Annotated in this window: 13 protein-coding genes; 3 read left to right on the forward strand and 10 right to left on the reverse strand. The window is 64.1% G+C overall.

What is annotated here, in order from left to right; all coding sequences use genetic code 11:
* Position 1: 1 nt before the first annotated feature.
* The gene (locus KUV86_RS14230) at positions 2-703 is read left to right on the forward strand and encodes a DapH/DapD/GlmU-related protein (RefSeq protein ID WP_222485220.1); all 702 of its coding nucleotides are present in this window, start codon (positions 2-4) and stop codon (positions 701-703) included.
* A gap of 233 nt (positions 704-936) precedes the next feature.
* Here KUV86_RS14230 and dkgB read toward each other — a convergent pair whose 3' ends face one another.
* Positions 937-1746: a 2,5-didehydrogluconate reductase DkgB gene (gene dkgB / locus KUV86_RS14235; RefSeq protein ID WP_222164114.1), complete on the reverse strand. Its 810-nt coding sequence runs from the start codon at positions 1744-1746 to the stop codon at positions 937-939.
* A gap of 183 nt (positions 1747-1929) precedes the next feature.
* The gene (locus KUV86_RS14240; RefSeq protein WP_222485221.1) at positions 1930-3111 is read right to left on the reverse strand and encodes an MFS transporter; all 1182 of its coding nucleotides are present in this window, start codon (positions 3109-3111) and stop codon (positions 1930-1932) included.
* Between the two features lie 180 nt (positions 3112-3291).
* On the opposite strand from KUV86_RS14240, the gene KUV86_RS14245 reads away from it, so the two are divergent.
* On the forward strand, positions 3292-4176 hold the full coding sequence (locus KUV86_RS14245; RefSeq protein ID WP_206944100.1) for a LysR family transcriptional regulator: 885 nt from the start codon (positions 3292-3294) through the stop codon (positions 4174-4176).
* Positions 4177-4206: 30 nt separating this feature from the next.
* Here KUV86_RS14245 and KUV86_RS14250 read toward each other — a convergent pair whose 3' ends face one another.
* From KUV86_RS14250 to KUV86_RS14280, 7 genes are all read right to left on the reverse strand, one after another.
* Entirely contained in the window at positions 4207-5109 is a 903-nt protein-coding gene (locus KUV86_RS14250) for an NAD(P)-dependent oxidoreductase (RefSeq protein ID WP_206944084.1), read from the reverse strand.
* A gap of 83 nt (positions 5110-5192) precedes the next feature.
* A complete protein-coding gene (locus KUV86_RS14255) occupies positions 5193-5933 on the reverse strand; it encodes an HAD family hydrolase (protein WP_261397649.1) in 741 nt (246 codons plus the stop codon).
* Positions 5930-7102, reverse strand: a complete 1173-nt coding sequence (locus KUV86_RS14260; protein WP_261397650.1) for an ABC transporter ATP-binding protein — start codon at positions 7100-7102, stop codon at positions 5930-5932. The genes KUV86_RS14255 and KUV86_RS14260 overlap by 4 nt, the downstream gene beginning before the upstream one ends.
* Positions 7099-7941 carry an ABC transporter permease subunit gene (locus KUV86_RS14265; protein WP_222485222.1) on the reverse strand — a complete coding sequence of 281 codons (843 nt, stop codon included), beginning with the start codon at positions 7939-7941 and terminating at the stop codon, positions 7099-7101. Before KUV86_RS14265 ends, KUV86_RS14260 begins: the two co-directional genes overlap by 4 nt.
* Complete coding sequence (locus KUV86_RS14270) at positions 7928-8761, reverse strand: ABC transporter permease (RefSeq protein ID WP_222485224.1); 834 nt, start codon at positions 8759-8761, stop codon at positions 7928-7930. Before KUV86_RS14270 ends, KUV86_RS14265 begins: the two co-directional genes overlap by 14 nt.
* Positions 8758-9612, reverse strand: coding sequence for an alkaline phosphatase family protein (locus tag KUV86_RS14275; protein WP_222485226.1), 855 nt, complete (start codon positions 9610-9612; stop codon positions 8758-8760). The genes KUV86_RS14270 and KUV86_RS14275 overlap by 4 nt, the downstream gene beginning before the upstream one ends.
* A gap of 113 nt (positions 9613-9725) precedes the next feature.
* On the reverse strand, positions 9726-10802 hold the full coding sequence (locus KUV86_RS14280) for an ABC transporter substrate-binding protein (RefSeq protein ID WP_224908896.1): 1077 nt from the start codon (positions 10800-10802) through the stop codon (positions 9726-9728).
* 307 nt (positions 10803-11109) lie between these two features.
* On the opposite strand from KUV86_RS14280, the gene KUV86_RS14285 reads away from it, so the two are divergent.
* A complete protein-coding gene (locus tag KUV86_RS14285) occupies positions 11110-11817 on the forward strand; it encodes a UTRA domain-containing protein (RefSeq protein WP_261317537.1) in 708 nt (235 codons plus the stop codon).
* 26 nt (positions 11818-11843) lie between these two features.
* On the opposite strand, the gene KUV86_RS14290 is transcribed toward KUV86_RS14285, so the two are convergent.
* Positions 11844-12746: a LysR family transcriptional regulator gene (locus tag KUV86_RS14290; RefSeq protein WP_222483816.1), complete on the reverse strand. Its 903-nt coding sequence runs from the start codon at positions 12744-12746 to the stop codon at positions 11844-11846.
* Positions 12747-12758: the final 12 nt, after the last annotated feature.

Consider the following 12758-nt stretch of genomic DNA (forward strand, 5'->3'; position numbering starts at 1 on the left):
CATGCACTCTGAATCCCATTCCCCCGACACCTCTTCGGCGCCTGCCCGATCCGTGGATCAGCCCGCCTCGACGCGGCTGAGCGAGGCGCCCAACGTGGCCGATGATGCGCGGCTTCACGCCAGCCAGCTTGGCCGTTTCACCGAGGTGGGCAGTCGCTGCGTGTTCAACCACGTAAGCCTGGGGGACTACAGCTACATCGAGCGGGATGGCGATGTCATGTTTACCCGCGTGGGCAAGTTCAGTTCGATCGCGGCCAGCGTGCGCATCAACCCCAGCAATCACCCTTGGTGGCGGCCTACCCTGCACCACTTCAGCTATCGTCCCGGCAAGTTTGGCTTCAGCGACGAGGCCGTCGACCCCGAGGTCTTCGCCTGGCGCGAAGCGGACCGCGTCAACATCGGCCACGACGTCTGGATCGGCCACGGTGCCATCGTGTTGCCCGGAGTCACCATCGGCAACGGCGCCATTGTGGGCGCGGGCAGTGTAGTGACCAAGGACGTGCCGGCTTACCACATCGTGGTGGGCAATCCCGCCCGAGTGCTGCGCCCACGCTTCGACGACCCTGGCGTCGCCGATCGACTCGAGCGTCTGGCGTGGTGGGACTGGTCGGATGAACGGATCAAACGGCATCTGAGCCACTTTCAGGGCGACGTGATCCGCTTTCTTGAGGCTGCTGAAAAAGGGGCAGTGAGGGCGAGCTGAGAAGGCGAGCTGAGAAGGTGAGCTGAGAAGGTGAGCTGAGAAGGTGAGCTGAAAGGAAAGGCGGAGAGGCAAGGCGGAGGCCTGCAAAAACGGCGCCACGAGCAGGTGTCTGCTCGTGGCGCCGCCACCTGGGGCGTTACGCTCCTGCCTCAGGCCGTGCCGGGACCGATGGGCCAGCAACCCTTGGCGGGTAGCGGCCCAGTGCGTTATTCAGCCACTGGAGCCGCGGCGCCTTACTGATCCCACTTGGGCGCGAAGTCCGGGTTGGCGACGCGCTCGCCGCGGTCGAGCTTGGCAATGGCGTCCATCTCTTCCTCGGACAGCTCCAGCTTGAGCGCCTCCAGGTTGCTCTTCAGGTTCTTCTCCTTGGTGGAGGAGGGGAAGGTCGGAATGCCGAGCTGATGCAGCCAGGCGATGGCCACCTGTGCCGGGTTGGCATCGTGCTTTTCGGCGATGGCCTTCAGCGTGTCGTCCTCGAGCACCTTGCCGACTGCCAACGGCATGAAGGCGGTGGGGGTGATGCCGTGTTTTTCGCAGTGGGCAACCAGCTCGCGGTTTTGCAGGAAGGGGTGAACCTCGATCTGATTGGTCAGAATTTCACCCTTGCCGAGAATATCCACCGCCTGGTCGATCTGCGCCTTGGTGAAGTTGGAGACGCCGATATGGCGGGCCTTGCCTGCATCCTTGACGTCTTTCAGCGCGGTCAGGTAATCACGCATCGGCACTTCATCGTCCGGCGAGGGCCAGTGGATCAGCAGGAGATCCACATAGTCTGTGCCGAGCTTGGACAGGCTTTCCTCGACGCTGGCCTTGAGCGCCACTGGCTCCAGACGATCCCACCACACCTTGGTGGTCAGAAAGATCTCGCTGCGCGGAACCGAGCTTGCTGCGATGGCCGAGCCGACTTCGGCCTCGTTGCCATAGAACTGAGCCGTATCCAGGTGACGGTAACCGAGCTTCAGGGCGGTGGTCACTGCGTGGCGCAGGGTGTCGCCCGTCAGGCGGAAGGTACCGAGGCCGGGGTTAGGGATAAGCGTTGACATCTTGGCTCCTTGGTTGTCGAGAGCGGCCCCGGGCACTGTCGTGATCCCGGGGATGCAGTTCCTTGAGCGGCGGCCTTGGCCGTCGCAACGTCGTGCCAATGTTCATCTTTGGACATGCGGTGGCAACGTCGTCAGTTCAAGGGGGCGGAAGAAAAATTAGCAGACGAAATGCTTGTCCGGCGCTCAGGCATTGGCCAGGCGTGCTGCACGACGCTGGTCGAGTCGGCCGGACAGGTGGGTCAGTGCCAGGGCAGCCACCACGATCAGCGCGCCGATCCAGGCGGTGTCTGTCAGTGCCAGGTGTTCGACGACCTGGCCGCCGACGACAGAGCCCAGGGCAATGCCGATGTTGAACGCCGCGATGTTGAGTCCGGAAGCGACATCGACCGCTTCCGGCACGTAGCGCTCTGCCAGTTGCACCACGTAGACCTGCAGGCCTGGCACGTTGCCAAAGGCAAAGGCGCCCCAGACCAGAATCGTCAGCACGGCGGCTAGCGGGTGGACGGCGGTCACGTTGAGCACCAGCAGCACCGCGGCCAAACCGATGAAGATCAGCGTCAAGGCCCGGATCGGCCCCATCTGGTCTGCCAGCTTGCCACCGTAAATGTTGCCGAACGCCACCGAGACACCGTAGACCAGCATGATCAGGCTGACCATGGAGGGAGCGAAACCGGTGGCCTGCTCCAGAATCGGTGCGAGAAAGGTGAAGGCAGTAAAGGTGCCGCCGTAGCCCAGGATGGTGATCGCATAGACCAGCAGCAGACGCGGATGGGTAAGCACCTTGAACTGCTGGCCTAGGGTCGCCGGCGCCGCCCGCTTGAGGTTGCTGGGGATCAGCAGGGCGCTACCCAACAGGGCAATCAGGCCCAGTCCCGATACCACCAGGAAGGTGGCTCGCCAGCCAAAGGTCTGGCCGATCCAGGTGCCCAGCGGTACCCCCGTCACCAGCGCCACGGTGAGGCCGGTAAACATGATGGCAATGGCACTGGCCTCCTTGTCCTTGGCGACCAGGCTGGTGGCGATGGTAGAACCGATCGAGAAGAACACCCCGTGGGCCAGGCCGGTGAGCACCCGTGCGGTGATCAACGAGCCGTAGCTGGGCGCCTGCCAGGCCAGCAGATTGCCGGCAATGAACAGGGTCATCAGGCCGAGCAGCACCCACTTGCGGTTGAAGCGCCCGGTCAGTGCCGTCAGCACGGGGGCGCCGACCGCCACGCCGACGGCGTACAGACTGACCAGCAGTCCGGCAGAGGGCAGGCTCACTGCAAGGTCCTGAGCAATGGTGGGCACCAGGCCGACAATCACGAACTCGGTGGTGCCGATGGCAAAGGCGCTAAGCGTTAGCGCCAGCAGAGCAATAGGCATCGTATCTCTCCTGTGAGATGGCGTCGCCGGGGGACGACTTGACGGCGTGCAGTCTGGCGGAGGACACTTTTTCGATAAACGTGCCTATATGAGAAACACCTTTGTGGTTATCGAGAAAGTCGCTGCGGCTTTTGCTGCGGGCAACAGGAGGGTGAGCCTCCATGGACGAGGAGGGGCCTCATGAAGACTCGCTCGGAGGACTTGGAGCTATTGCTGGCGGTGGTGGATAGCGGTGGTTTCAGTGCCGCCTCCACTCGCCTGGACGTGCCGGTGGCACGTATATCGAGAGCGGTCCAGCGGCTGGAGCAGCGGCTTGATGTGCCCCTGCTGAACCGTACGACGCGCAGTGTGGCGCTGACGGATGAGGGCAGCCGCTTTGTCGCCGAGGTACGCGAAGGACTAGAGCGCTTGAACGCGGCAGAGGAGTCGCTGGCGCTGCGACGGGGAGAGCCTGCTGGCCGACTGCGGGTGGACTCCGCCAGCCCCTTCGTGCTGCATCAACTGGTGCCGTTGGTCGGGGAGTTTCGGCGCCGCTATCCCGGTATCGAGCTGGAGCTGTCTGCCAGCGATGACATCATCAACCTGCTGGAACAGCGTGCCGATGTGGCCATTCGGATTGGCGCCCTGGCGGACTCCACCCTGCACGCGCGGTTGCTGGGGCGCTCGCGCCTGCACCTGGTGGCAAGCCCTGGCTATCTCGCGCGCGCCGGCAGGCCCACGTCGGTGACGGAGCTCGAACAGCATCAACTGATCGGGTTTCTCGCTCCCAGTAGCTTGAATCGGTGGCCGGTGGAGGGAATGGATGACGAGATCAGCCCATCGATGTCCACCTCCAGTGGCGAAGTGATGCGGCGTCTGTGCCTCGCCGGAGAGGGCATTGCCTGCCTGTCCAACTTCATGGTCGGTGATGATATCGCCAGCGGGCAGCTTGAGGTCCTGCTACCCGAGGCGATGCGCCATGGTGGTCCACGGGAGCAGGTGCAGGCCGTCTACTACCGCAACACCGCCCTGTCGGCGCGTATCCAGGCGTTTCTCGATGTCATTGCCCCAGGGCTCAGGTTGTAGTTCCGGTAGTGTCGGCGCTGACGTCTGGCATCAACGCTCGAGTTCACCGGCATCCATACCGTTGCGTCGCTTGATCTCGAGCAGCAGCGCGCTGTGGTCGAGGTCGGCGCCGCCGGCGTCGACCAGGTCGTTGAACAGGCGATCGGTCAACGCGAGCAGCGGCAGATCGAGGCCGAGCTCCTGGGCAACATCGCAGGCGGCGTGGGTATCCTTGAGCTGGTGCTTGGCTGGGCCGCCCGGCGCAAAGTCGCCATCCAGCATGCGCTGGCCGTGCTGCTCGAGGATACGCGAGTAGGCGAAGCCACCCAGCATGGCCTGGCGGACCTTGGCCGGGTCGGCGCCGCCGGCCTCCGCCAGTACCAGTGCCTCGGAGACGGCGGCGATGGTACTGGCCACGGTCAGCTGGTTGACCAGCTTGGCCAGGGCGCCACTGCCGACGGGGCCGATGTGAAGAGGGTGGCCCATGGCCTGAAGAATCGGCTTCGCCCGTTCATAGTCGGCGTCCAGTGCGCCGGCCATGATCGACAGCGAGCCTTCCTGAGCGCCACGTTCGCCGCCTGACACCGGCGCGTCCACCCAGCCGAGGCCAAGCTCGCGACAGCGCTCTGCCAAGGCGACCGCTTCGCTGCGAGCGATGGTCGACATCACGATGATCAGGCTGCCGTGAGCAAGTTGACGGGCGATGCCCTCGTCGCCGAACAACAGCGTCTCGCACACCGGGCCTGAGCTCACCATCATCACCACCGCCTGAGCACCCTGTACCGCCTCGGCGGGCGTCTCGACCAGGGTGGCGCCAAGCTCGCCCAGCGGGGCGGCCTTGTCGATGCTGCGGTTCCAGGCGCGCAGGTCATAGCCTGCACGAATCAGGTGGCGGCCCATGGGCAGGCCCATGATGCCGGTGCCCAGCAGGGCGATGGTGGCGGAGGATGTCATTCAGGGGGCTCGTTTCACGTCAAAAGGTAGGTGACAGCCTAGCCTCTTCCACCCGCTGACTCCACGCCTGGCCTTGTCCACGCTTAGCCTTGCTGCCGCCACCACTGCACCGGCCAGCCGCGGACCTGTGCGGCGGCGTCAAGCGTCGGATCCGGGTTGATGGCGAAGGGGCGGTCGACAAACTCCAGCAGCGGCAAGTCGTTACGTGAGTCCGAGTAGCCGTAGCTGAGGGCTGGCGTACGCTCGTCGAGCCAGGCTTCCAGAGCCGCAAGCTTGCCTTCACGGAAGGTGCGAATGCCTTGGGCGCGGCCGGTATATCGACCCTCGGCGTCGATCTCCAGACGCGTGGCCAGGGCATGGTGGGCGCCCAGACGTTCGGCTACAGGGCCAACCACATGGATCGGTGAGGCAGAGATAATGACCACACGGTGGCCCTGGTCGCGGTGCCAGGCAAGCCGTTCGTGTCCCTGGGCGAACAGTCGCGGTACCACCTCGGCCGCGAGAAAGGCGTCCACCTGCTCCCTGACCTCGGCCTCGCGGCGACCCGTCAGGGGCGTCAGCAACAGTGCCAGATGGGCTTCCATGTCGAGCGTGCCAGCGGCGTAGGCCGCCATATGCTCGGCAAAGGCGGCATGATATTCCTCTCCGTCGTCGATCCAGCCAAGCTCGATCAGCCATTGGCTCCACAGGCGCGTGATGTCGCCGTCGAGCAGCGTATCGTCCAGGTCGAACAGGGCCAGAGTGATGGGCGCGTCAGGCGTCTCGGATGTCGCCACACGGGAGGCATCGGTGGTCATGGGGCAAGGGCTCGTCGGGTCATTCATGTATCCAGCTCCTGAACCTCGTCGAGATCGACGTGGACCGTCACCTGCTGGCCTTGCGGCAGCAAGGTGCGAGCGGAGCGATTGAGGGTATCGACGGTCAGGCTGACGCCGGCACAGTCGATGTCGTAGCGCACGATGTTACCGAGCAGTCGGTGTCGACGCACTACCCCGTGCACGCCAGGTCCTACCCGCTCGGGGTGCTCGCCGCCCAGGGGCATGCCCGCCACGCTCAGGTAGAGCGCTTCAGGGCGCAGGGCAACGCGGCCAGCTTTGCTGCGATAGCCGAGCAGCGGAGCGGCCTCGACGGCATCAAGCAGACAGTAGTGGCCCATGAAGCCGGCAGCGTTCTCATCCCGTGGACGGGTGTAGATGGCCTCGGCGCTGTCCTGTTGCAGGATGCGTCCCTGGTGCATCAGGAACACCCGGTCGGACATCAGCATGGCTTCCTCCTGATCATGGGTCACGAACAGGGTCGTCAGGCCCAGCGATGTCTGAATTTCCCGGATCTGATCGCGCAGGTGCTTGCGAATGCGGGCGTCCAGCGCGGACAGGGGCTCATCCATCAGCAGCACCCTGGGCTCGACCACCAGAGACCTTGCCAGCGCTACCCGCTGGCACTGACCGCCAGACAGTTGATGAGGGAACTTGTGGGCCTGGTCCTGCATCTCGACCAGGCGTAACACCTCGTCCACGCGGCGCGCGCGCTCGTCGCTGGGTACCTTCTGCATGCGCAGGCCGAAGGCGACGTTGTCAGCCACCTTCATGTTGGGAAACAGGGCGTAGTGCTGAAACACCATGCCGACGCCACGGCGCTGAGGGGGGAGGTGAGTGATGTCGATATCGCCCACCAGGATTTGGCCCGCATTCAGGGAGGTGAGGCCGGCGATCGCCCGCAACAGGGTCGACTTGCCGCAGCCGGATGGGCCCAGCAGGGTGATGAATTCACCGTGGGCGATATCGGCATCGATATTGGCAAAGACATCGGTGTCGCCAAAACGCTTGGCCAGCCCCTTGAGCGAAATCGCGTTGCCGCTGGACGCATGGTCGGTGTGGCGGGAGGCGCTCGCGGCCGTGGCGCCTGACGCGATGGCCGGCTGCTGGCGATAGGCCGCCTGTGATGCCTTGGGCGTGGTCGCTGACGAGGGGGGGCGAGTGGTGGCAGCCATCATCGTGCGGCCTCCGTAATAGTGTGTTCCGCCTGGCGATTGCCCAGCCAGGTCAGGATCAGGGTGAAGACGAACAGGGTGATCACCAGAGCGCTGGTGAAGTGGCCGCTGGCGCCGCGCATGTTGTTGAGGTAGACCTGCAGTGTCTCGAAGCGGGTGCCCACCAGCATGTTGGCAAACACGAATTCGCCCACCAGGAAGGAGAACGACAGGAAGACGGCGATCTGCACGCCACCTCTCAGGTTGGGCAGAACCACCAGAAAAAACGCCTTCACGGGGCCAGCGCCGAGTAGCTGCGCGGCGTCCATCAGGCTTTGCACGTCCACCGCCCTCAGGCTGTTGGCAATGGCGCGATACATGAACGGCAGGACGATGGTGAAATAGGTAGGAATCAGGATCCAGGGTGTTCCCACCAGCGCCAGCGGCCCACCGGCGTAGAGTTGCAGCAAGCCCACCGAGGAGACGACTGGCGGCACCGCAAACGGCATCAAGATCAGCGTGTTCATCCAGCGATCGAGTCGCGGATAGCGGGTATGGGCCAACAGGGCGACCGGCAGTACCAGCGCCAGAGACAGCGCCAGAGCCGCCACGGCGATAAACAGCGAGCGCGCAAAGGCCGCCAGAAAGCGAGGGGTGGTCCACAGCTCGATGAACCAGGCCAGGGTCAGGCCGTCTGGCGTCAGGGTCGCGCCCCAGCGTGTGGCCAGGGCGTAGCCCAGTGTGGCTACCAAGGGCAGAGCCAGCACCGCAAAGACCCCGCCGACGACCCAGGAGTAGGGATTAAAGGTTGCCGACAGCGACGCGGCGGTCGGGCGAGCGGGCATGGTGTCAGCGTGAGCCATGCTGTGCACTCCTTCTCAACAGCCACTGTTGCACCAGGGTGACCAGTACCAGCAGCACCACCAGTACCAGCGCCAGGGCACTGGCCAGGTTGGGTTCAAGGAACAGGTCTCCCGCGACCAGGTTGGCGATGCGTATCGTCATCAGGTTGTAGCTGGTGTTGACCAGCGCATAGACGGTGGCATAGGCGCCCATGGCGTTGGCGAACAGCACCGTGAAGGTGCCCGCCAGAGCCGGCCATAGCACCGGCAGGCCGATCCGCTGCCAATAGGCGATGCGTCCGGCGCCCAACAGGTGGGCCGCATCACGCCACTCGGCCTTGAGGCCTGAAAAGGCCGGGAACAGCAGCAGGATGCCGAGCGGTATCTGGAACCAGGTATAGATGACGATCAATCCGCCGGTGGAGTAGAGGCGCACGTCCTCGATGATGCCGAGTTGTTGAAGTGCCAAGGTCAGCACGCCGTTGGCCCCCAGCAGGATGATAAAGGCGAAGGCCAGGGGCACCCCGGCGAAGTTGGAGGTCATGTTGGTGAAGGCGATCATCGCGCGGCGCAGTCGCGGTCCGGAACGCATGAGCGCGTGACAGGTGACGGTGGCGATGATCAGACCCATGGCGCTTGATACCAACGAGATGGTCAGGCTCTTCCAGATGGCTTGGCGAAAGAACGCGGACTGGGCGATTTCCTGGAAATGGCCCAACCCCCAGTCGCCATTGACGTTGAAGGCGCTGATGGCGACCCAGACCATGGGCGCCAGCTGGAAGGCGCAAAACACGATGGCGAAGGGCAGTAGCCACAGCCAGGCCGGCAGGCGCAATGTCATGAGAGGTTCTCTCGGGACGGTGCCGGGGCCGTGCCTTGCGCCGTCATCGCAAGCAGCTCCGGGTGAAAGGGCTTGTCGTGGGTTAGCCCCATGGCGCTGGCCAGGGTGCCGCACAGGTGAGTCTGTTGGATATGCAGACCTGCGGGGTTGGCAAAGGCGTCACCGAACAGCCACAGCGGCACCCGGCGCTCCTCGGCCAGCAACCCTGAGTGTGAACGATCGGCGTTCATGCCGTGGTCGGCGGTCACCATCACCTGGTAACCATCGGCCAGCCAGCGGGGAAGGTAGTCGGCCAGGGCAATGTCGGCGTGACGCGCGGCATTGCGGTACTGGGGCGAGTCGCCGCCGTGACGGTGGCCGCTATCATCGATGTTCATGCTGTGAACCAGCAGGAAGTCAGGTGCGTGCCTCTGCCTGAGCGCTTCGGCATCGCTGAACAGGTGGTCGTCCGGGTAGTGGTCCTGCCAATAGAAGATACCGCGCTGGATGGCCGCGTGAGGATCGTCGAGATAGCGGTCGCGGGTCCGCTCGAAGGGCGCCTTGACGTAGAGTTCGCTGACCCAGTGATAGGCCGCGGCGGCAGTGGTGCGCCCCTGGGCGTGAGCCAGGTCAAACAGGCTGACACCGTGTGAGCGGCGCACGATAGCGTTATGCACGACGCCGGAGTCGACGGGACGATCTCCCGTCAGCAGGCACTCGTAGAGCGGGCGAGACATGGCGGGAAGCTCGCAGTCGAGGCTGGTAGTAGTGCCGCGTCCGGCCTCCACCAGAGCGCTCAGATGGCCCATGGCATGGCGCCCGACGTCGTGATTGAGGCCGTCCAGCACGACCAGAATGACAGGGTTTTGCATGATGACTCCTGGCCACCATCAGGGTGGCCCAAGCAACGCTTTCGTACCGCGGGCACCGAGAGCAGCGCTGGTTGGCGCTGTCGCCCGATGCCCAGGGGAGGTAATTGGCGTGATTACTGCTGGTGGATTAAAACGTCCGACTGCCACTGGCGCGGCAGCACCTTGGCGCTCTGTTCCCAGGCGGCGAAGTCCTGAATCGGGCGGGCGCTGGCGTACTGTTCGTTGGGTAGCAGCTTGGCGGCGATCTCGTCGGGCAGGGTCAGGTGCTCGGCGCGGATCGGGCGAGCGTAGCCCTCGGCCAGGTTGAACTGGCCTTCATCGGACAGGATGTATTCACGGGCCAGCTTGGCCGCATTGGGATGCTGGGCGTGTACATTGATGATGGTGGCGTAGCCTGAAGTGACAGAGGCGTCGGACGGAATCACCACCTCGAAGGCGTCACGGTCGATCTGGTCACGATAGTTCAAGGCGTTGAAGTCCCACAGCAGGGCCACTTCCACTTCGCCCTTCTCCAGGTTGGCGATGGACACGTCAGCCAGCGACAGGCGGCCCTGCTCGGCCAGCTCAGCGAACAGCTCGAGTCCCGGCGCCAGGTTGCCTTCGTCACCGCCTGCCGCGTAGGCGGCGGCCAGTACCGCATTGTTGGCCTGGGAGGCCTGGCCTACCGCGCCCACCGACACTGAGTAGTCACCTTCACGTAGATCAGCGAAGGAGCCCGGACGCTGGTCTTCGTCGACCAGGTTCTTGTTGATCATCAGGGCGATGGTGCCGGTGTAGCCGAGCATCCAGTGACCATCCTCGTCCTTGGCCCAGTCAGGGATCTGGTCCCAGGTGCTGGGCTTGTAGGGCTGGGTCACGCCCTGCTGCACGGCGATGGGACCGAAGGCGAAGCCGACATCGCCGATGTCGGCGGTGGCATTCTCACCCTCAGCCTTGAACTTGGCGACTTCCTCGGCGGAACTCATGTCGGTGTCGCTGTGTGCCAGGCCGTAGACGCTGTCCAGGTCAGCCCAGGTGTCCTTCCAGTTGGCCCAGGTGTCGGGCATGCCGACGCTGTCGACGCGGCCTTCCTGCTTGGCGGCCTCGATCAGAGACTCAAGCTCGGCGGAGCTGGCTTGGGCAGCGGTGGACATCAGGCCAACGCAGGCCAGGGCGGTCAGGGTCGGGTAACGCAGAGAAGTGACGATCACGGGAGGGTCTCCGGGTCAGGGGGCGTGAAGGCGACGGAAACCGGTGTGCGTTTCTGGTCTAGATCAGTTTCCGTTGTGCCTAACCCTAAGGAGCCTTCATGACAGCGCCGTGTCAGTGTGATGGCAGTCTTGTCTCAATCCTTGGTTGGCGATGAAGCCTTCGGCAGACACTACGACGGCAAGAGTGTCACCACGATGTCATGGTGAAGTCACTAGACTGTGGCGTATGGCTCAATTGGTCTATACCAGAAGGATAGGTGTAGATCGGCGAGCGTCATTTTTTCTCTTATTAAACATCGGTATGTGCATGGATCGATCGCTGCAAGAGCGCCTCAAACCGGTGCTGGCTGAGGCTCGAAGTGAGAAGGGGCGCCGGCTTCCCAGCGAGCGCGAGTTGATGACCCGCTTCGGGACAACGCGTATCACGTTGCGCGAAGCGCTCAATGCACTGGAGGCAGAAGGTCGGGTCTATCGCGAGAATCGGCGCGGCTGGTTCGTGTCGCCGCCACGGCTTCGCTATGACTTGCTGGCCTGCCTGCCATTTCACGAGATGGTGCGCTCCCAGCAGCGCAGTGCCCGCACCCTGCTGCTGAGTGCCGAAGAGGTCATGGCCCCCGCAGTGGTCGCTCGGCGTTTGGGTATTGCCGAACACGCGCCGGTCTATCGAATCTGTCGTGCCCGGCTAGTGGACGAGCGTCGGGTGCTCTACGTCGAGCATCATCTACTGCCAAGCTGTTTTCCACAGATTCTCGAGTTCGATCTGGCGCGGGAGTCGCTGACCGAGCTTTACCGGCGCGAGTACGGCATCCGGGTTGGCCGGGTCAGCTATGAGCTTGGCACCTGCGTGCTGTCCAGCGCCGGCGCCGATGCGCTGAACGCCGTGCGAGGCAGTCCCGCCCAGCGCATTTCCCGCATCAATCATGACCAGAACGGCCGAGCCATCGACTGCGACGATGAGTACTGGCGTCACGACGCCATCGAACTCACCCTGTCTGCCGCTCCCCAGGGGGGATAGGCCATCCGCAGGTCCTGATGACAACGCTATACCGCCGGTGGCCGCTCCTCCAGCAGATGCCACAGCGGTGCCGCGGCCCTCTGCTCGTCCCGATGCCGATAGCAGGCCACCACCAGCCGGGGCCCACCTAACGTATCCAGTAGCGATACCAGCTTGCCGCTTTCCAGGTCTTCTTCGATCAGTCCGTGGGGAAGCCAGCCGATACCCAGTCCCGCCAGGGCGAGCTGGCGGATACCGATGGTAAAGGCGGTCTCGCACACCAGCTCGATCTCGTAGCGGCGCTGGGCATCCAGCAGGTAGGGGGTCGCCAGCGCCTGGCCCAGAAAGCTGTCGGTGTCGTAGCCGATCAGCGGCAGTCGTTGTCCCTGCTCCAGCGGGTGCAGTGGGCCACCATGGTGGTCCGGGGCGCACACCGGCAGCAGCCGCTCAGCACCCAGCGCGAGACGTTCGATGGTGGTGCTGTCGTCGAACAGGGGCGCCCCCTCGAGCTCGGAACACAGCAGCAGGTCGGCCTTGCCCTGCTCAAAGTCGCGAATGCATACGCTGCGGTCGGACGAGGTGATCTGCAGTCCGACCTCAGGCGCGTGATGGCGTAAGTGACGCAACAGCCGCGGCAGATAGCTGACGGTCAGGGTGTGCTGGGTGGTCAGGATGGCCCTGGGTCCCTGGCGGGCATCGCTTCGAAGACGACTGCGCATGGCATAGAGGCGGGCCAGCCACTCTCTGAGCTGAGGCTCGTAGGTACGCGCATGGGCAGTCAGCTCCAGCCGTGGGGAGCGCCTATCGATCAGTGCGACTCCCAGCCACTCCTCGAGTTGTCTGATGCGTCGCGAAAACGCCGGTTGGGTGACGTGGCGTCGTTCCGCCGCCTGGGAGAAAGTCCCTGCCTCGATAAGCTCGAGAAAATCCTCTATCCACTCGATCTTCATTGGTGTTTTTGT

This window comes from Halomonas sp. DP8Y7-3 (assembly GCF_019801675.1).
GTDB lineage: Bacteria > Pseudomonadota > Gammaproteobacteria > Pseudomonadales > Halomonadaceae > Halomonas > Halomonas litopenaei_A.

Coding starts and splice junctions, on each gene's coding strand:
- KUV86_RS14240 (WP_222485221.1), bottom strand. CDS start 3,111: ATGCCTATTGCTCTGCTGGCGCTAACGCTTAGCGCCTTTGCCATCGGC.
- KUV86_RS14230 (WP_222485220.1), top strand. CDS start 2: ATGCACTCTGAATCCCATTCCCCCGACACCTCTTCGGCGCCTGCCCGA.
- KUV86_RS14265 (WP_222485222.1), bottom strand. CDS start 7,941: ATGGCTCACGCTGACACCATGCCCGCTCGCCCGACCGCCGCGTCGCTG.
- KUV86_RS14270 (WP_222485224.1), bottom strand. CDS start 8,761: ATGACATTGCGCCTGCCGGCCTGGCTGTGGCTACTGCCCTTCGCCATC.
- KUV86_RS14260 (WP_261397650.1), bottom strand. CDS start 7,102: ATGATGGCTGCCACCACTCGCCCCCCCTCGTCAGCGACCACGCCCAAG.
- KUV86_RS14285 (WP_261317537.1), top strand. CDS start 11,110: ATGGATCGATCGCTGCAAGAGCGCCTCAAACCGGTGCTGGCTGAGGCT.
- KUV86_RS14255 (WP_261397649.1), bottom strand. CDS start 5,933: ATGAATGACCCGACGAGCCCTTGCCCCATGACCACCGATGCCTCCCGT.
- dkgB (WP_222164114.1), bottom strand. CDS start 1,746: ATGTCAACGCTTATCCCTAACCCCGGCCTCGGTACCTTCCGCCTGACG.
- KUV86_RS14275 (WP_222485226.1), bottom strand. CDS start 9,612: ATGCAAAACCCTGTCATTCTGGTCGTGCTGGACGGCCTCAATCACGAC.
- KUV86_RS14290 (WP_222483816.1), bottom strand. CDS start 12,746: ATGAAGATCGAGTGGATAGAGGATTTTCTCGAGCTTATCGAGGCAGGG.
- KUV86_RS14245 (WP_206944100.1), top strand. CDS start 3,292: ATGAAGACTCGCTCGGAGGACTTGGAGCTATTGCTGGCGGTGGTGGAT.
- KUV86_RS14250 (WP_206944084.1), bottom strand. CDS start 5,109: ATGACATCCTCCGCCACCATCGCCCTGCTGGGCACCGGCATCATGGGC.